Annotated in this window: 20 protein-coding genes and 1 riboswitch; of the genes, 6 read left to right on the plus strand and 14 right to left on the minus strand. The window is 26.9% G+C overall.

The window, feature by feature from the left end; genetic code table 11:
- Positions 1 to 51: 51 nt before the first annotated feature.
- From Q4E08_RS06415 to Q4E08_RS06425, 3 genes are all read right to left on the minus strand, one after another.
- A complete protein-coding gene (locus Q4E08_RS06415) occupies positions 52 to 477 on the minus strand; it encodes a MarR family winged helix-turn-helix transcriptional regulator (RefSeq protein ID WP_303129479.1) in 426 nt (141 codons plus the stop codon).
- 17 nt (positions 478 to 494) lie between these two features.
- Entirely contained in the window at positions 495 to 944 is a 450-nt protein-coding gene (locus Q4E08_RS06420; protein WP_303129480.1) for a hypothetical protein, read from the minus strand.
- 288 nt (positions 945 to 1232) lie between these two features.
- Entirely contained in the window at positions 1233 to 1766 is a 534-nt protein-coding gene (locus Q4E08_RS06425; RefSeq protein ID WP_303129481.1) for a 2'-5' RNA ligase family protein, read from the minus strand.
- A gap of 328 nt (positions 1767 to 2094) precedes the next feature.
- Between Q4E08_RS06425 and Q4E08_RS06430 the strand changes: the two genes are divergently transcribed.
- From Q4E08_RS06430 to Q4E08_RS06450, 5 genes are all read left to right on the plus strand, one after another.
- The gene (locus Q4E08_RS06430; protein WP_303129482.1) at positions 2095 to 2604 is read left to right on the plus strand and encodes a hypothetical protein; all 510 of its coding nucleotides are present in this window, start codon (positions 2095 to 2097) and stop codon (positions 2602 to 2604) included.
- A 174-nt stretch (positions 2605 to 2778) separates the two neighbouring features.
- The gene (locus Q4E08_RS06435) at positions 2779 to 3396 is read left to right on the plus strand and encodes a hypothetical protein (RefSeq protein WP_303129483.1); all 618 of its coding nucleotides are present in this window, start codon (positions 2779 to 2781) and stop codon (positions 3394 to 3396) included.
- Between the two features lie 266 nt (positions 3397 to 3662).
- Positions 3663 to 3938, plus strand: a complete 276-nt coding sequence (locus tag Q4E08_RS06440) for a hypothetical protein (protein WP_303129484.1) — start codon at positions 3663 to 3665, stop codon at positions 3936 to 3938.
- Between the two features lie 178 nt (positions 3939 to 4116).
- Positions 4117 to 4566: a hypothetical protein gene (locus tag Q4E08_RS06445; RefSeq protein ID WP_303129485.1), complete on the plus strand. Its 450-nt coding sequence runs from the start codon at positions 4117 to 4119 to the stop codon at positions 4564 to 4566.
- 132 nt (positions 4567 to 4698) lie between these two features.
- Positions 4699 to 5310: a hypothetical protein gene (locus tag Q4E08_RS06450; protein ID WP_303129486.1), complete on the plus strand. Its 612-nt coding sequence runs from the start codon at positions 4699 to 4701 to the stop codon at positions 5308 to 5310.
- Positions 5311 to 5351: 41 nt separating this feature from the next.
- Here Q4E08_RS06450 and Q4E08_RS06455 read toward each other — a convergent pair whose 3' ends face one another.
- Positions 5352 to 6242: a patatin-like phospholipase family protein gene (locus tag Q4E08_RS06455; protein ID WP_303129487.1), complete on the minus strand. Its 891-nt coding sequence runs from the start codon at positions 6240 to 6242 to the stop codon at positions 5352 to 5354.
- A 404-nt stretch (positions 6243 to 6646) separates the two neighbouring features.
- On the opposite strand from Q4E08_RS06455, the gene Q4E08_RS06460 reads away from it, so the two are divergent.
- Entirely contained in the window at positions 6647 to 7948 is a 1302-nt protein-coding gene (locus tag Q4E08_RS06460) for a nitrate/nitrite transporter (RefSeq protein ID WP_303129488.1), read from the plus strand.
- An 86-nt stretch (positions 7949 to 8034) separates the two neighbouring features.
- Here Q4E08_RS06460 and Q4E08_RS06465 read toward each other — a convergent pair whose 3' ends face one another.
- From Q4E08_RS06465 to argF, 10 genes are all read right to left on the minus strand, one after another.
- On the minus strand, positions 8035 to 8886 hold the full coding sequence (locus tag Q4E08_RS06465) for an ATP-binding cassette domain-containing protein (RefSeq protein ID WP_303129489.1): 852 nt from the start codon (positions 8884 to 8886) through the stop codon (positions 8035 to 8037).
- A gap of 26 nt (positions 8887 to 8912) precedes the next feature.
- Positions 8913 to 9680: a cobalt ECF transporter T component CbiQ gene (cbiQ, locus tag Q4E08_RS06470; RefSeq protein WP_303129490.1), complete on the minus strand. Its 768-nt coding sequence runs from the start codon at positions 9678 to 9680 to the stop codon at positions 8913 to 8915.
- Positions 9674 to 9988, minus strand: coding sequence for an energy-coupling factor ABC transporter substrate-binding protein (locus Q4E08_RS06475; protein ID WP_303129491.1), 315 nt, complete (start codon positions 9986 to 9988; stop codon positions 9674 to 9676). Before Q4E08_RS06475 ends, cbiQ begins: the two co-directional genes overlap by 7 nt.
- On the minus strand, positions 9988 to 10731 hold the full coding sequence (locus Q4E08_RS06480) for an energy-coupling factor ABC transporter permease (protein ID WP_303129492.1): 744 nt from the start codon (positions 10729 to 10731) through the stop codon (positions 9988 to 9990). The genes Q4E08_RS06475 and Q4E08_RS06480 overlap by 1 nt, the downstream gene beginning before the upstream one ends.
- A gap of 166 nt (positions 10732 to 10897) precedes the next feature.
- Positions 10898 to 11095: riboswitch (cobalamin riboswitch) on the minus strand.
- 75 nt (positions 11096 to 11170) lie between these two features.
- On the minus strand, positions 11171 to 11560 hold the full coding sequence (locus tag Q4E08_RS06485) for a VOC family protein (RefSeq protein WP_303129493.1): 390 nt from the start codon (positions 11558 to 11560) through the stop codon (positions 11171 to 11173).
- Positions 11561 to 11576: 16 nt separating this feature from the next.
- A complete protein-coding gene (locus Q4E08_RS06490; RefSeq protein ID WP_303129494.1) occupies positions 11577 to 12890 on the minus strand; it encodes a ClC family H(+)/Cl(-) exchange transporter in 1314 nt (437 codons plus the stop codon).
- A gap of 295 nt (positions 12891 to 13185) precedes the next feature.
- Positions 13186 to 13641, minus strand: coding sequence for an arginine repressor (locus Q4E08_RS06495; protein ID WP_303129495.1), 456 nt, complete (start codon positions 13639 to 13641; stop codon positions 13186 to 13188).
- 109 nt (positions 13642 to 13750) lie between these two features.
- Complete coding sequence (gene arcC / locus Q4E08_RS06500) at positions 13751 to 14695, minus strand: carbamate kinase (protein WP_303129496.1); 945 nt, start codon at positions 14693 to 14695, stop codon at positions 13751 to 13753.
- Positions 14696 to 14884: 189 nt separating this feature from the next.
- Positions 14885 to 16327 carry an arginine-ornithine antiporter gene (arcD, locus tag Q4E08_RS06505; protein ID WP_303129497.1) on the minus strand — a complete coding sequence of 481 codons (1443 nt, stop codon included), beginning with the start codon at positions 16325 to 16327 and terminating at the stop codon, positions 14885 to 14887.
- Positions 16328 to 16403: 76 nt separating this feature from the next.
- Positions 16404 to 17399 (minus strand): ornithine carbamoyltransferase, encoded by a 996-nt coding sequence (gene argF, locus Q4E08_RS06510; protein ID WP_303129498.1) that lies wholly within the window; start codon positions 17397 to 17399, stop codon positions 16404 to 16406.
- Positions 17400 to 17441: the final 42 nt, after the last annotated feature.

A 17441-nucleotide genomic window follows, 5' to 3' on the forward strand; every position in this document is an offset into this window, starting at 1 on the left:
TTTAAATAATTAAATTAATGCATTAAAAAAGGATATTTTAAAATATCCTTTTTATCTTTTTATTTTATTTTTAGTAAATATTAAATTTTCTTTTAAATTAGCTAATTCTTCGTCTGTAAAATTTTCAAATACATTTTCAAAACTATCATTAATTGTTTTTTTAAATTCTTTTGCAAATTCTATACCCTTTTTCGAAAATTCAATATAAGTATTTCTTTTATCATTAGGATCTTTAATTTTATTTATATACCCTAATGATTCTAATCTAGTAACAATTCCAGAAACTGTTCCTTTAGATAATGACATCTCATCACATATTTTAGAAATATTAACTTGTCCATTATGTGCTATTAATTTTATAACCATAATTTGTTGATAAGTAAGACCACTATCTTTTAAATTATCACTTATTATATTAACTGTATTTGAGTATATTTCCTTAATTAGCATAGCTATTTCGAATGAATCACATTTCATTTTAAAAACTCCTAAAGTTACATTTTAAATTTTAAATTAGTACTTGAAAATTTAAATGAACTTATAAGGAAAAGAACTCCTGCCATAAATAATGCAAAACCTAATCCTATATAAAATGTTCCAACATACACTGGATTAAATATTCCAATACTTCTTACAGTTATACCAAAGAATATCATAAAGCCCATTATTAAATAACTTCTAACATCAAAAAATGAAAATGCACAATGTTTTTTTAATTCACTATTTATTATTCTTGTTGTATGTTTTTTAAACATTTTACTAAATATAAATTTAAAAAATACAAAAAATATTATTGCTGCAAATATGATGCTATATATAAAGCTTCCATGATGTGACTCTACATCTCCTATACCTATAGTAAATACCCTAAAACCTGCGAATCCCCATACTAAACCAGCTATTAATAATAAAGTTCTTTTATTAACTTTTATAAAATCTTTCATAATATCATCTCCTAAATTTAAAATAGTTCTTATGCGAACTATCATATTAATACTATATTCCTAACCATTATCTTTGTCAATAACAATTATTCATTAATATTAAATTTTCATAATTTGATAATATTTTTATAAATAAAAGACACCACTTATCAAATAAGCAGTGTCCTGTAATCAATTGTCTAAGTTTTCACTCCTTGATTACATTATTATATTGCCCTAAAAAATAAATGTTTATTCAACATTATTTAAAAATTTATAATAAAAATTTTATTACAGCAAATATAAATTTTAAAATAATCTTATGCTATCAGTAAATTTTCCGTTTTCCATCTCAACTTTGTATAATGCTATACCTTCTAAACTGGCATCAAAAGGTTCATAAATATCTATAACAAAATTCATTACTTCTTTTAATTTTTCTTTATTTAATCCTATTGCTAAACTACAGTGTGGATTCCACTTTCCAGGCAAATAATAAGTTCTTGCTGTATCATTAAACTCTTTAAAAAATTCATAATATTCCCTATGCATCTTAATAATTTCTTCAGTTACTACTGGCTTTGCAAAGCATGTCCCCGTAGTTGGAAAGGCACCTATAGCATCAAATCTTGTATCTATACTCTTTAATTTATTTTTAAACTCTTTCATTTTTGCTATAAATCTATTCTCATCTACATCTTCATAAATTGCTAAAGTTATATGTGGAAATAATCCCTCTGTATCAATTAAACTAGAATCTATTCCTTTATCACTAAGTGACTGCCAAATATACGTAACATACCTTGATGCTCTATTATCTAAAAACATATCTACTATATACATTAACTCTTCCTCCCTAGTTAGCCTACCCATATAGCATTATTAACCATTTTATTTTAATATTTATATTTTATCATATTTATTTATAATATGTTTATATTCAGTTATAGTTAAATATTTTTTTACTATATTTGTCGTAAAATAACTAAAAATTACTATATTTTTATAAAACTCAGGAATTTTATTGTGTATTTCTTACAAAATCGAAATGTAAATGTAATCAAAACAAATACTTTTAAATTGCTAATTATGATAAAATATTACTATAAAGTATTAATTTATTATATTTAGAATACAATATTTTTATTGTAATTAAAAAGCAGGTGTGTATATGAGATTAAATAAAAATATAAGAATTATATTCTTATTTATATATATTTTATTTTCTTTTAATATCATTAGTTGCTCTAGTTATTATAGATGTTCTAGAAAAAATAATTCAACTATAAAAGCTAATTCTTCTAATTATAAAGTTAATGATTATTTTAAAGAATCATTAAACAATGCCCTTTGTGATAGTACCCTATTAATTTCTAACATAAAGAAAAAAGGAAATAAAAAATCAGATTATATAAATTATTTAAATACTTACAAAAAACAAATTGAAAAAATATCATTAGATTTTACAAATAATACCCAAAACTTAGATACTTCTAAGTCAAAAGAGTTAATTTCCATTGCTAATAATATGTTTAATTCATTAGAAGAATCTACATCTAACATATCTTTAGGAATAGAAAATAATAGTCCTAAAAAAATAGCTAAAGGTTTTTTATCTTTTTTAAATGCATTACATAATTTAAAAAGCTATTATGTAGCTCATTATGAAAATAAAAGCTAATAAGTTTATATTTTAATAGTTTAAAATTAAATATTATTAGCTTTTTTAATTTAATTTTATAAAGCTAAAGACTTTTTATTTAAAATTTGTTGTTTCTTTTAAAGAGAATTTTTATAAATTTAGTGATATAATATTTTTAAAATATAAAGTATATACATATGGAGGGATGATTTTTTGAATAAAGAACTTAAAGTTAAAAAAATAGATGAACTTATTAAAGAGTTGTCTGAATATAAATCTGCTCTTCTTGAAGATATTCCTTATGAAAATTCTAAAGCATTAGACAAGCTTATAATTGATAAAGATAAAAATATTTCAGAGTTATTTAATTGGAGCTCTGAAAAAATAAGAATAGAATATGCTGAGTTTTCAGAAGAAAAAAAGGAAGTTATTTTAATGTCCTTAAATACTAGCTTTTTAGCTAAAGAAATTGTAAATGGTTATGTTGTTTCTGATATGGAAGGAAACGTAATTGTTGCATCAACAAAAATATTTAGCAACTTTATTGCAGAAATAAGAAAGAAGTTTTTCATTGAAGAAAAATATATAATAGAGCTTTGCAAATTAAATGAAAATAGACAACTTATTGTTAATTTTATGAAAGATTATAATTATAATTCTATGTCAGAATATCCTGGTGATTTAAGATTTGACTTTGATTTTAATTACGTATCCTTTAAATATGATAATGATGAAATAGAAGTAATTGATCCAACATCTGAAATATATAATAAATTTAGCAAACTTTATCCAAAAGCAGTATTAAGTAGCATAAGACCCCTTGGTTTCTAATTTACATAATTTTTTAAATTAATCTTTAAAACTTAATTTTAATAATGTATTTATATCATTTATAAGATTTTTCAAAATAAATTTATTTTATTATTAATTTAAATTAATAATAAAATATTAAATACTAAAATTAATTATTTTAAAATTGATATTTATTGCAATACTTATAAAAGAATATAAATTATTTATTCAACTAAATAATTTGATTAATGTTACTATAAAGAATAAAATATATAATATAAACTAAAGCAAGGAGATGAAGTAATATGTTTAATAGAAAAGTCTTACTAGAGCTTGATACAGTTTATTATAATATGAAAGATTTATTAGATGCTATCTTAAAATATTATACAGATAGAGGGACTATATGTAGTGTAATAGGAACGGATTCTCGTGGAAATCCTATTCTTCTTATAAATTTTAAAACTTATGAATTAAGGGTTAAAAACATTACTCCAGGTATGAATTATTATTATCTATTACCTGATGAAAAATGGCCACCTTTAATGTCAATGCAACAAGTAATTTTAAAAGAACTTTAATTTTAAAAAGACTTAAGTTTACATAAACTTAAGTCTTTTTATATAAAATAATTAAAAGTAATAAAATTTATTTTTAAATTTAAAATTTTTATGTAAAAATCCAACCATTTATTTAAGTACATATAAAATTAATCTTTCATATATTAAAATATCTTATTACTTATCAGGTGATTATTTTATGAATAATAAAAATTTTGAAGATATATTTTCTACTGAAATTCCTGAAGAAATAGAACAATTAATTAAAGGTTTAGAACTTGACCTTGCAGATAGAGAAAAACTTGGTGCTTCTTTATTGATTATTGGATATTCTTATTTCATATATGCTTCAAACACAGATATTTTTAAAATTTTAAATGAAGAAGCAGAAAATGTAACAAGTCCTTATTTGTTATTATTTATAGGTGAAGTAATTGTAGTAACTGGACTTATAGTATTATGGTCTGTTGCCATTGGAAGGTTTAATGAAAAAGATTTTGAAAATAAATTTAAAAGCTCTGATACTAATACATCTCCATACAAAAGGCTTGCTAATGCATATGCATTAAGTGTAATTGCTAATATTGAAAGAGTAATAGTGTTAAACGAACTATATTTAAAAGATATAAATGGTTTAGGTTTTATTTAAATAATTTTTTATCTTATACTTATACAAGCTTTAACAATATAATTTAATTATATATTAAATATTTCTTTATATAAAAACTTATTCCCTATACCATATATTTCTTAAAAAATACTTTTAATTGGAGTAATTTTAATGAATAAAAAAAATAAAACTTCTTCTCTTAAATCAAAACCTAATAATAAAAAAAAACATAATTCCAATAATAAACGTAATTCTAAAAACAAAAGAAAAAAAAGTAATTCAAATGATATAAGTAATAATCCAAATAAAATTTCTAGTGCTGCAAATAGTCAAAATGATCCATTTTTTTTAGAAACAGATTTGCATATACTTGATATAGAAATAGTTGCCACATTACTTTCCATTAATTCAAGTTTATATTTCTTAAAGGCAAATTTATTAGGTCGCTCTGTAATTGTTGAGCAATTAAATAATTCTGAATTTGAAGGTGTAGTTGATTTGGATTCTCTTATTGATATGGGGCAAAATTTACTTATAGTAAGCTTATTATTGTTTGCTAAAGCAGCCTTTTTAAGATATGAAGAAAGAAAGCTTGATGAAAAGTTATATCCAGATACTGCATTAAATTCAGATTTCTTTAGGAAAATTGCTATTAGTTACATCCCAACTATATTATCATCTGAAATTAGAATCAAATTACGTGATGATATATTAAAAGATGCAACTAACTTAGATGAAGAAATAGATGCCATATTAGGAGGTGCAGATGCTGAAGGAATATAAAAAGGTTTGTATTTTTAAATTATACAAACCTTTTTTATAAATTATATAACTTTCTTTATCCAGTTATATAATTTATAAAGTTTTGGATACTTCTCACTTTCCTCATTTTCTTTCTTTAAATTAGCCATAAAAATTATGGGCTCTAAAAGATTGATAGTATCCTTATATCCTTCACTTATTCTTATTCTCTTTGCTTCTAAATCTAAATTTAATGTTCCTTTTAATGTACTTTCATTTAAATTTTTTGGGGCTAATTCTAATATCCTTGCATTTGGATAAATAGATTTATCAATTTTTGCTTCTTTTGATAATAAAACTACTATTATAATATCACAATTTTCTTCATAAACAGGTTGTATTGGAGTATTATCTGTAACTCCTCCATCAATAAACTTTCCACCTAAAACCTCAGTGCAATCATATATCATAGGCAGAGAGGCCGATGCTATAATCATTTTTTTTGCAGTTTCATCATCATAATCATTTAACTTAAAATACTTAGGAGTAAAATCTGGAAGTTCAGTACATGCAGCATAACATATTTTATTTCTTTTTTTCATCTTATCCACATCTAAATATTCGTCTATAATCTCACGTGCTCCATCTTTTGGCACTCCACCTTCTTCTATTTTTTGAAGCATATATTTTTTTGCTAAATTTAAATGCTTACCTCCTATTGTAAGTTCAATACCTCTTTTTAATAAATCAAATTTGCTTATAGGAACAAGTTTTTCCATAGTAACTTCTTCCCATAATGCATCTGCAGCATTTTCATCATCTTGAGCAAATAAAACAGCATTAAAAGCACCTATTGATGCACCAGAAAACACATCTATATACTTATCTAGTCCTAACTCCTTTAAGGCCTTCCATACACCAAGTTCATAGGCACCTTTACCGCCTCCACCTGAAAGAACTAATCCTATCTTCATAACAATCCCCTTTTTTCATTATATAACTTATATAGATTATACATACTTTTATAAAAATCTTCTATACATATGAACTATATTCAATAATATATAATATAATCGTAAAAATTGTACCATTTATATAATTGACAATTTAAACAATACTTTATTCAAATATTTTTAAAAGTCTTAAATTACTTATACTTAATAATTATCTAATTTTTAACAATTTATTATATTCAAATATAAATTATTTATCATTATTTTATTTTCCTTAAATGTAATTTATTTATATTTATAAATTATCACCTAATAACTTTATAAATTTTTAGTAAAATCGTGATAATTATCACAGTTTTACCGTTAAACTTATGATAAACTCGTTAAAGAATTAACGAGTTTAATTAAATACGGAGGACTTATATATGAAAAATTATTCAGTTAAAGGAAATTCAAACCTTGGTTTAGCTGCTGCTACACTTGGATTCTTTATAGGGTTTGCTGCCGTTTCTCTATATGGACCAACAGCTGCTATATTTAAAAAGGTATTTACTGATTTAAATCCAGTTTTACTAGCACTACTTGTATCTGCACCATCTCTTTCAGGTTCATTGCTTAGAATTCCATTTGCAGCATGGGTTGATACAACTGGTGGTAGAAAACCATTTATAGTTTTACTTGTTTTATCAATTATTGGTATGACAGGACTTTACATAGTAATGGCATTTTTCCAAGAAAATTTAAGCAATTATTATTGGTTACTATTTGCACTTGGTACTCTTTCAGGTTGTGGTATTGCAACATTCTCAGTTGGTATAAGCCAAGCCTCTTATTGGTTCCCACAAAATAAGCAAGGCGTAGCTTTAGGGCTTTATGGTGGTGTTGGTAATTTAGCACCTGGAATATTTGCTCTTTTATTACCAAATGTAGCTATGCCTCTTTTAGGATTATCAGGTTCATATTTAGCATGGCTAATTTTCTTAATAGTTGGTACTTTAATTTATATAAAGATAGGTCAAAATGCTTGGTACTTCCAATTATTAGACCAAGGTGCTACTAAAGAAGAAGCAAGAGAAATTGCTTCAAAGGAACATGGTCAAGAATTATTCCCTAAAGCTAAGGTAAGTGAAAGCTTAATTGTATCAGCTAAATCATGGAAAACATGGGCTTTAGTTCTTATATACTTTACTACATTTGGTGGATTTTTAGCTTTAACTAGCTGGCTTCCAAATTACTGGATGACTTATTTTTCATTAAATGTTAAGATAGCTGGCCTTTTAACTGCCTTTTATTCAATATTAACTTCATTAGTTAGAATATATGGTGGTAAAATAGCTGATAAAAAAGGTGGAGAAATTGTTGCTGTTATAGCTTTAATAATTGGCCTTTTAGGTTCAATAGTTATGACATTTGCAGGAACTTTACCACTTGCAATAATTGGTGTTATACTTCTTGGAATAGGTATGGGAGTAACTAACGCTGCTGTATTTAAAATAGTTCCAAATGCTGTACCAGAAGCTATGGGTGGTGCATCAGGATGGATAGGTGGAATTGGAGCCTTTGGTGGATTCTTATTACCTCCTGTTATGGCAACATTTATAGATAAAACAGGTATTGACTTAAGTGGATTCTCAAGAGGATACGTTGTATTCATTGGATTATTTATAATTTCAATATTAATAATTGCTATGTTTAAAGCTTTTTCAAACAAAAAAGCTACTGCATAGTTAATATATACTCCCCTAAACAACTAACTTAAATTTAATATTATAAAAAACAGTATCTAAATTAATTTAGATACTGTTTTTTACTATTATTTTAAATTATCTCTCCAAGCCTTAAATGCTTTTCTAGCTTTTCCGATTGTGCTTTCTATATTACTAAATTCAAATCCATCTTTTTCTTTTAAAATTTCCATAAGATGTGCAACACGCGGAAGTCTAAGATGTATTTTTCTTATCTTTTCCTTCTCTCTAAATACTTCATCTGGAGTTCCTTCTAAAATTACTCTTCCTTTATCCATAACAAATACTTTATCACAATAAAGAGGTACTATGTCTATATCATGTGTAGATATTATTATAGTTAGATTTAATTTCTTTTTCATCTCCATCAAAAGGCTCATTATATCACTAACCCCCATTGGATCTAATCCAGCTGTTGGCTCATCTAATATTAAAACCTTAGGCTCCATTACAAGTATTCCTGCTATAGAAACACGCTTTTTTTGACCGAAACTTAATGCATGAGTTGGCTTATCCTTTAAATGCTCAATCTTTGTTTCCTTGATTGCAAAATCTACTCTTTTTCTTATTTCTTCTTCTTTTAGCTTCATGTTCATAGGTCCAAATGATATATCTTGATATACACTTGCTGAAAATAATTGACTATCTGGGTCTTGAAAAACTATTCCTACATCTTGCCTTAATTTTTTTAATCCCTTTCTTGAATAGTCAAATTCTTTTCCGTTAAAATATATTTTACCTGAAGAAGGTTTATTTATTCCGTTTAAATGGTGAAATAATGTTGATTTTCCTGCTCCATTTCCACCTAATATTGCAGTTACTTCACCTCTTTTTATATCCATATTTATTCCGTTTAATGCACAGGTTCCATCTGGATATTTGTAGTGAAGTTCTTCTATTTTTAATATATTTTCACTCATTTAGTTTCTTCCCTTCTTCTCTGTATTTACATTAATACTTTAATAGTTAATAATAATAAATTTAATAAAATTGTTATTATGTAAATTGTTTTATCATTTGTATACTCATCTAAAATAACATTTAACTCACCATCATAACCTCTTGATTCTAATGATGTATACATATCATTAGCCTTTTTAAAAGACCTTATAAATAAACTTGATATAAGCGCTCCAAGCGACTTATATGATGACCTTATACTATTATATCCAAGTCTAGAGTCTTGAGCTATAAACATTGTATTTACAGTTTCTAAAAGTATAAATATAAATCTATAAATAAGACTCATCATTTCAATCATTATTTTTGGAACTTTTAATTTTGAAAGTACTGCTAATATGTCCACCATTGGAGTGCTAAGAGATAAAAAGTATAAACAACATACTGATGCTAATACTTTAAAAAATAAAACTACTGCTTTATAAATTCCAAGTTTTGATACCCCAATAAAGCCTCCGAAGATATGAGTTGATATTATAAATTTATCCGGATTAACAGAGTAATTTATTGTTATAGTTAAGATTCCAATAATTAAAAATGCAAGAGGAATAGTCAATAATTTTAAAAATACCTTTAAAGGTGTTTTGCCAACAAAAACTGTAGCTATTCCCATAACACCAATTACTATAATTGAATCAAGTATGTTATTAGATAAAAGACACATAATTAAAGTAACAACTGAAAATACAAATTTCCCGACAGGATTTATATTTTTAAGTTTTGATGAATATGCGTATTTATCTATATTTAACATTTATTATTTGCACCCTCTTTTGTCTTACGACCTTTAAAATATCCTAATCCAAAACCTATAACACCAGCTCCAATTGCTGCTTGAAGTGCGAATAAAAGGCTTTCAACCTCTCCACTTGCTGGTTCAAACACTGGAGAAAACCATGGCTCATAACTTTTATCTATTTGTGTTATAGCTTCTTCTGCTGCATCATCTGAACCACCAAATTCTCCGTCTTTAGCTATAAAAAATGGTATTACTGCTAAAGCTATAACAATTAATATAAGTATTATATTTGTTTTTAATTTACTTTTTGGATTATTTTTCATTAGATTCCCTCCTTTGATAATATGTTAAGGCTTATTAAATCTTCTCTGTCATATGCTGCAATTGCATTAAATATTACAACTGTTAATATACCTTCACTTATTGCTAAAGGAATTTGTGTTACTGCAAATATTCCCATAAACTTAGTTACTGAAGCCATTATTCCACCAACATCTGATGGGAAAGCTAGTCCTAATTGTATTGATGTTGTTATGTATGTTGCTAAATCACCAATAGCTGCTGCTAAAAATATTGCAAGCCATCTTGGTCCATTTAATTTTTTAACTAATTTATAAATTCCATATGATACAAATGGTCCAACTACTGCCATTGAAAATGTATTAGCTCCAAGAGTTGTAAGTCCACCGTGTGCTAAAAGTATAGCTTGAAATAATAATACGATAAGTCCTAAAACCGCCATTGCTGTTGGTCCAAAAAGTATAGCACCAAGACCTACTCCTGTTGGGTGTGAACAACTACCTGTAACTGATGGAAGTTTAAGTGCTGAAAGCACAAAAGCAAAAGCTCCAGCCATTGCAAGTAATAATTTTAAACGTGGATTCTCTTTTATTGTATTTTTTATAGAAAATATTCCAAAAACAACAAATGGAATTGTAAAAGCTCCCCATGCTATACACCATTTTGGTTCAAGAAATCCTTCCATGATATGCATAGCTGATGCTTTTATTGGTATGCATAACATCATTAATAAAACTCCTATAAAAAGTTGCATTCTTTTTGACATAAATATCTACTCCTCATAATAAAATATATTTTCACAAAACTCCACTACTTAGTTATAAAATTAACTATTTTAGACATAAAAAAACCTCTTAAATTTACATTAAGAGGTAATAAATTACTAAAATAAATTAATCTATAAGTAACACCTCCTCTATATCCGCGTAGAGTTATATGTTGTTAAAGTAGGCAGGTCTTCTGGCTTAAGGATCAACATTTTTATAAAACCTTCCCAGGAAATTTATCTCCAAGTGGTATAAACTTTATAAAAACTACTCTATTACAGCGGCGGGACCGCGTGGGATTTAAACCCAACTTCCCTTTTAATCTAAAACATATATTTTAGAACCTTACTTTATTTTATGCATTTGTATTTTATTATACATTATTAATATACATTAAACAATACTTTTAAAATTTTTACAATTTATTCTTATAAAATTTTACTTTTTTATTTCATATAATTCTAATGGAAGCTTGTCTGGATCTTCAAAAAATGTATACTTTTGTCCAGTAAATTCATCAATTCTAATAGGTTCTACATTTATCCCTTTTTCTTTAAGTTCTTGTACAGTTTCTTCTATATTTAAAACTTCAAAAGCTAAATGTCTAAGTCCACAAGCTTCAGGATAACTTAATCTTTCTGGTGGATTTTTAAAAGAAAATAATTCTATTTGATTATCTCCAATCTTTAAATCAAGCTTATAAGAATCTCTTTCCCTTCTATAAACTTCTCTTATTATTTCAAATCCCAATATATTAGTATAAAAATCCTTAGACCTTTCATAATCTGAACATATTATTGCTACATGATGTATTTTTGTAAAATTCATAACACTCCCCCTAATTTTAATCTTCTTCTATTCCCATTGCCTTTAATCTATTATCCAATAGTGAATCATATATTGGCTTACACTTAAATACTTCTGCAATTAAATAAGATATTCCACAAACTAAAGTTACAGCACCTAATCCTAGTTTTGGCCCACTCATTTCACAAACTAATATAAGTCCTGTAATTGGAGCTCTTACAATTGATGAAAACATTCCAGCCATTCCGAGTAATATAAAGTTTGTTACATAAATATTATTATCTCCTATAATTGACGCTATGCTTCCACTAAATGCTACTCCAACTAATGCCCCTAAGCTTAATAAAGGAAATAATATTCCCCCTGGAGTATCTGATGCAAAGCTCACTATTGAAAGAATAAACTTACTTATAAGTAATACAATAGCAAATTCTATTGCAACACCATTTATTAAAATATTATTTATAAGTAAATCTCCTCCACCTAAAACTTGTGGAAGTGTAATTCCAAAGAACAATGCAAACATAAATGGGATTATCATTCTATATCTTAACTTAACTTTCATTCCTTTATATAGCTTTATTGTTTTAAGTAATGTTTTATTATATATTACTCCACAAATTCCTACTATAATACCAAGAATAATTACAAATATATAATACTTAGCCGGTAAAGATTTTACAAGATTAACTTCTAATATAGGTTTACTACCAAAAAATATCCAAGTTACTAAATCAGCTGTTACACATGCTCCTATTGAACATAAAAAAAGCATTTTTGAAAAACTCTTATACATTTCTTCAAGAACAAAAAATACTCCTGCAAGAGGTGCATTAAAAGCTGCTGCAAGTCCAGCTCCTGCTGCTGATGCAATTAAAAGCTTTTTATCACTAATACCTTTTTTTGTTGCATTACTATAAACATGTGCTGCCTCTGCTCCTAGTTGAATAGACGGTCCTTCAATTCCAAGTGATAATCCTGCTCCTATTGCAATTGAACCTCCAATAAACTTTTGAATTAAAATTTCGAATGGATTTTTAATATCAAATTTATCTTTAAGCATACCTTCTATTTGAGGTATACCACTACCACTTATCATAGAGTTTTTTTCAACCATAATTCCAACTATATAAGCAAAAATTACTAAAACAATTATACCCAAAATAATCCACAAATGATTTTCTTTCATAAAATTATATGCTTTATATTCATAAGGAGCTATAAGCTTTAAAACTAATCTATATAAAGAAACTATTAAACCTGCAATAGCACCAACTACAATACTTTCTAATACAGTTTTAACTTTTAAATTATTTTTACTTTTTATGTTCTTTTTATCTTCATTTTGCATAATTTACAGTTTTCCTTTCCTATATTATATAATAAAATACTAATACTTATTGAAATAAATTTTTATCACTATTTAAAAGCAATATTAAATTTATACAAGTGATTAAAAACCAATTATATCCTAATTTAATTATATAGCTTAAATGTGATTGTACTCAAAGAATAGACTATTAATATTCCATTAACAAAAATAATAGAGCCTTATCAAAATTTTGATAAGACTCTATTACTTTAAGAAGTATAATTTTATTATGCTTTATTTTTAGGTGTACTTAAATAAATGTGTACAAAAATACTTAAAATCTCAAATCATTTAACTCTTTGAACACAAGCTTTGCATTTTTTTCACCATTACAAACAATAATTACACTATAATTGTTTGCAACTGTTCCAAGAATTCTTTTATCATTTAATCTGTCAATAAATTCACCAACAACATCTGCCATACCCTTCATAGTTCTTATTGCTATAAAATATTCTTGTACACATATACTTTCAACTGAATTTTTAAATATATTATTACATCTTTTACCTACATTTTCTTCAGTTAACAGTACATACTTATACTCTTTATTTTTCATTAGTTTTCTAATTATATGCATTTCTCTTAAATCACGTGATAATGTTGCTTGAGTCGCATTTATGCCTAAATGTTTTAATTTCAAAACAAGTTGTTCTTGTTTTCCTATATCTTCATTTTTTATTATGTTTAAAATAGCTTCTCTTCTTCTCTTCTTTAAATCATTTCCCATAATAATCGACCTCTTTTTATAAAAAATTATCAACAAATTAAACTTAACAATATTCAAAATGATAATAATTAGATTAGAGAGAAGGCTTAAGCCCTCTCCCTAAAATATTTTATTTTACAATCTTTGTTCCAGATGTTCCTTCTAAAGATTCTTTTGCTCTAGAAAGTGATGCTATTATAGCTTGTTTGTTATCAGTTGATAAAACAAACTTCTTACAAGCTTCAACCTTTGGAAGCATACTTCCTGGTGCAAATTGGCCTTCTTCTATATATTTATTTAGTTCGTCTATACCAATTTCTTTTAATTCTTTTTGATTTGGTTTATTATAGTTTACGCATACTCTATCAACTGCTGTAAGTATTAATAAAAGATCAGCATCTAATATTTCTGCAAGTTTTTCTGCTGCGAAGTCTTTATCAATAACTGCTGGAACACCAACTAAGTTATCTCCTTCTTTAATTACTGGTATTCCACCACCACCGCAAGCAATTACAACAAATCCATTATCAACCATTGCTTTTATAGCGTCTTTTTCTACAATATCAACAGGTTTTGGTGATGCTACAACTCTTCTGTAACCTCTACCTGCATCTTCTTTCATTACATATCCTTTATCTTTTTCAAGTTGTTTAGCTTCTTCTTCTGAATAAAATGATCCTATTGGCTTTGTTGGATTTTCAAAAGCCTTATCATTTTTATCTACTACAACTTGAGTAACAATTGTTTCAGCAGATTTGTTTATTTTTCTCTTATGAAGTTCTTCTGAAATTGCATTTTGTAAGTGATATCCTATATATCCTTGTGAAAAAGCACCTACAACATCAAATGGGAAAAGTGTATTATTTTTATTTGCTTGATAAGCTTCTTCTACACTTGCTAAAATTTGACCAACTTGAGGTCCATTTCCATGAACAACTGATACTCTATGTCCAGCTTCAATTAAATCAACTACTGATTTTGCAGTTTCTTTACAAGTCTTTAATTGACCTTCTGCACTTTTATCTTTAGGATCTGCTTGTAATGCATTTCCTCCTAATGCTAAAACTATTTTCATCTTTTGTTCCTCCTTATAAATAATTACTGAATAATTATTAAATGCAATTTTATCTTTTGTTCATCTGATTAATTTAAAATCTTTATCTTTTGTTTATTTAAATTTATCTTTTGTTTATATATCAATAATTTTATCTTTAGTAAAAGTGTATTTTAAAAGGTATTACTAAAATAATACTTATTAGCTTAATTAAATTGTTACTTTTCCTGTTGCTAGCATTATAACTGCTATTACAGCTACAACTAAAATAATTACAGCAATTAATGATTCTTTACCAACAAATACTTTTCCATCTTTGTTGTTTTCTTTCTTTGCAACATAGTAGAAAATTATACCTACTGCATAAAGAATGAAGCATAATAATAAATATTTTAAACCTGCTGCATAACATAACCATATAGCATAAATTGTTGCTATAACTGTACAAACTTTATCTCTTGTTTTACCTTGTGGATTTGTATCATAAGTTTCACCAGTTATAACAAGTTTAAGTCCATACATTGCACTTAAAAGATATGGAACAAGAATTGCAGTACTTGCAACAGAATATAATGCTTGATAAGTACTACTTGCAACTAATGTTAATATTAAAAATAATTCAACTAATATATTTGTTATAATTAATGATGCTGCTGGAGCTCCATGTTTATTTGTTTTTGCAAATATTTTTGGAAGTGCACCATCTTTTGCAGCAACAAATGGAATTTCAGCTGCTAAAAGTGACCATCCAAGTAATGATCCAAATAATGATATTATTAGTCCTAAATTAATAAGTACAGCTCCCCATTTACCAACTGCAAATTCTAAAACATATGCCATTGATGGGTTATCTAAACCTGCTAAATGTACTCTATTCATAACTCCTAAAGACATTAAGGAAATTAAAAGATATATACATAAAGTTCCTATTAATCCAATTACTGTTGCTTTACCAACATCACTTTGTTTTTTAGCTCTACCAGATACAACTACTGCACCTTCAATTCCTATGAAGCACCATAATGTTACTAGCATAGTGTTCTTTGCTTGATCTAAAATACTACCTAGATCTGTTGAACCCCAGAACTCAAAAGTAAAGTTATCTAAGTTAAATGCAAAAATTGCTACTACTATAAATACACATATAGGAACTAATTTTGCTATTGTTGTTATTAAGTTAACAAAGGCTGCACCACTTACTCCTTTTAATATTAAGAAAGTAAATGCCCAAACAAGAATTGAAGCCCCGATTATTGATGCTAAGTTATTACCTTCACCAAATATAGGTGCAAAGTAACCTATGGCTCCAAATAAAAGAACTGAGTAGGATACGTTTCCAATCCAAGCACTAAGCCAATATCCCCAGGCTGAGTTAAATCCTATGTACTCTCCAAAACCAGCTTTAGCATAACTATATACACCACCACTAAGTTCAGGTTTTCTATTTGCTAATGTTTGATAAACAAAAGCAAGCGCTATCATACCAATACCAGTTATAATCCAACCTATAATAATTGCACCTGTACCTGCTCCTCTTGCCATATCTGATGGTAGGTTAAACGCTCCTCCACCTATCATAGAACCAACAATTAATGCTGCAAGTGAAGCGAATCCAAGATTTCTTTGTTCACCAGTAGAATTTTGCTCTGACATATATATCACCCCTATTTAATTTTTATAAGAAAAGTTTAGTCGGCTATTTTAATTAAAATAGCCGACTAATGACAAATTATTTTCCTGCTGTAGCTACCATTACGGCTTTTATAGTATGCATTCTATTTTCAGCTTCATCAAAGACTACTGAATTTTTGCTTCTAAATACTTCGTCTTCAACTTCTCTAATATCAAGACCTAATCTATCCATCATGTCTTTGCAAACTTCTGTATCTTCATCATGGAATGATGGTAAGCAATGCATAAATAATGTATTTTTATTTCCAGTTTTAGCCATCATTTCTCTTGTTACTTTATATGGAGTTAATAATTTAACTCTTTCTGGATATAAGCTTTCATCTTCTCCCATTGATACCCATATATCAGTATAAATAACGTCTGCTCCCTTAACCGCTTCATCAACGTTATCTGAGAATTCAATTATTGCTCCTGTTTGTTTTGAGTATTCTTGCATTTCTTTAACTATTTCTGGATCTGGTTCTAAGCTCTTAGGTCCAAGTGCTACGAAATGCATTCCCATTTTAGCTGCACCATACATTAATGCATAACTCATATTATTTCTTGTATCTCCAGCAAATACTAATTTAATTTCACTAAGAGGCTTATGTGCATGTTCTTCTATTGTAAGAAAATCTGCTAATATTTGAGTTGGGTGATCTGCATCAGTTAATCCATTCCATACTGGAACTCCTGCATATTTTGCAAGTTCTTCAACTGTTGATTGTTTAAATCCTCTAAATTCGATACCATCATACATTCTTCCAAGAACTTTTGCAGTATCTTCTATTGATTCTTTTTTACCCATTTGAGAGTTTGTTAAGAATGTTACGTGAGCTCCTTCTTCTGCTGCTCCACATTCAAATGCACATCTTGTTCTAGTTGATGTTTTTTCAAATAATAAAACAACATTTTTTCCTTTTAAAGTGTCACCTAATATTCCAGCTCTTTTTTTAGCCTTTAAATCATGTGATAAGTCTAAAAGATATCTAATCTCTTCTGGTGTAAAATCCTTTAATGTTAAAAAACTTCTTCCTTTTAAATTAACTGCCATCTTCATTTCCTCCTTAGTTTAATCTAAGTGTTTACTATTTTT

It is taken from the genome of Clostridium sp., from assembly GCF_030532265.1.
In the GTDB taxonomy this organism is placed as follows: Bacteria; Bacillota; Clostridia; order Clostridiales; family Clostridiaceae; genus Clostridium.

Excerpts from the sequence above, each read along its gene's own strand:
- Q4E08_RS06415 (WP_303129479.1), bottom strand. The coding sequence starts at position 477 with ATGAAATGTGATTCATTCGAAATAGCTATGCTAATTAAGGAAATATAC.
- Q4E08_RS06455 (WP_303129487.1), bottom strand. The coding sequence starts at position 6,242 with ATGAAGATAGGATTAGTTCTTTCAGGTGGAGGCGGTAAAGGTGCCTAT.
- Q4E08_RS06485 (WP_303129493.1), bottom strand. The coding sequence starts at position 11,560 with ATGAATTTTACAAAAATACATCATGTAGCAATAATATGTTCAGATTAT.
- argF (WP_303129498.1), bottom strand. The coding sequence starts at position 17,399 with ATGGCAGTTAATTTAAAAGGAAGAAGTTTTTTAACATTAAAGGATTTT.
- Q4E08_RS06490 (WP_303129494.1), bottom strand. The coding sequence starts at position 12,890 with ATGCAAAATGAAGATAAAAAGAACATAAAAAGTAAAAATAATTTAAAA.
- arcC (WP_303129496.1), bottom strand. The coding sequence starts at position 14,695 with ATGAAAATAGTTTTAGCATTAGGAGGAAATGCATTACAAGCAGATCCT.
- Q4E08_RS06495 (WP_303129495.1), bottom strand. The coding sequence starts at position 13,641 with ATGGGAAATGATTTAAAGAAGAGAAGAAGAGAAGCTATTTTAAACATA.
- Q4E08_RS06480 (WP_303129492.1), bottom strand. The coding sequence starts at position 10,731 with ATGTCAAAAAGAATGCAACTTTTTATAGGAGTTTTATTAATGATGTTA.
- Q4E08_RS06450 (WP_303129486.1), top strand. The coding sequence starts at position 4,699 with ATGAATAAAAAAAATAAAACTTCTTCTCTTAAATCAAAACCTAATAAT.
- Q4E08_RS06460 (WP_303129488.1), top strand. The coding sequence starts at position 6,647 with ATGAAAAATTATTCAGTTAAAGGAAATTCAAACCTTGGTTTAGCTGCT.
- Q4E08_RS06430 (WP_303129482.1), top strand. The coding sequence starts at position 2,095 with ATGAGATTAAATAAAAATATAAGAATTATATTCTTATTTATATATATT.
- cbiQ (WP_303129490.1), bottom strand. The coding sequence starts at position 9,680 with ATGTTAAATATAGATAAATACGCATATTCATCAAAACTTAAAAATATA.
- Q4E08_RS06475 (WP_303129491.1), bottom strand. The coding sequence starts at position 9,988 with ATGAAAAATAATCCAAAAAGTAAATTAAAAACAAATATAATACTTATA.
- arcD (WP_303129497.1), bottom strand. The coding sequence starts at position 16,327 with ATGTCAGAGCAAAATTCTACTGGTGAACAAAGAAATCTTGGATTCGCT.
- Q4E08_RS06445 (WP_303129485.1), top strand. The coding sequence starts at position 4,117 with ATGAATAATAAAAATTTTGAAGATATATTTTCTACTGAAATTCCTGAA.
- Q4E08_RS06420 (WP_303129480.1), bottom strand. The coding sequence starts at position 944 with ATGAAAGATTTTATAAAAGTTAATAAAAGAACTTTATTATTAATAGCT.
- Q4E08_RS06440 (WP_303129484.1), top strand. The coding sequence starts at position 3,663 with ATGTTTAATAGAAAAGTCTTACTAGAGCTTGATACAGTTTATTATAAT.
- Q4E08_RS06425 (WP_303129481.1), bottom strand. The coding sequence starts at position 1,766 with ATGTATATAGTAGATATGTTTTTAGATAATAGAGCATCAAGGTATGTT.
- Q4E08_RS06465 (WP_303129489.1), bottom strand. The coding sequence starts at position 8,886 with ATGAGTGAAAATATATTAAAAATAGAAGAACTTCACTACAAATATCCA.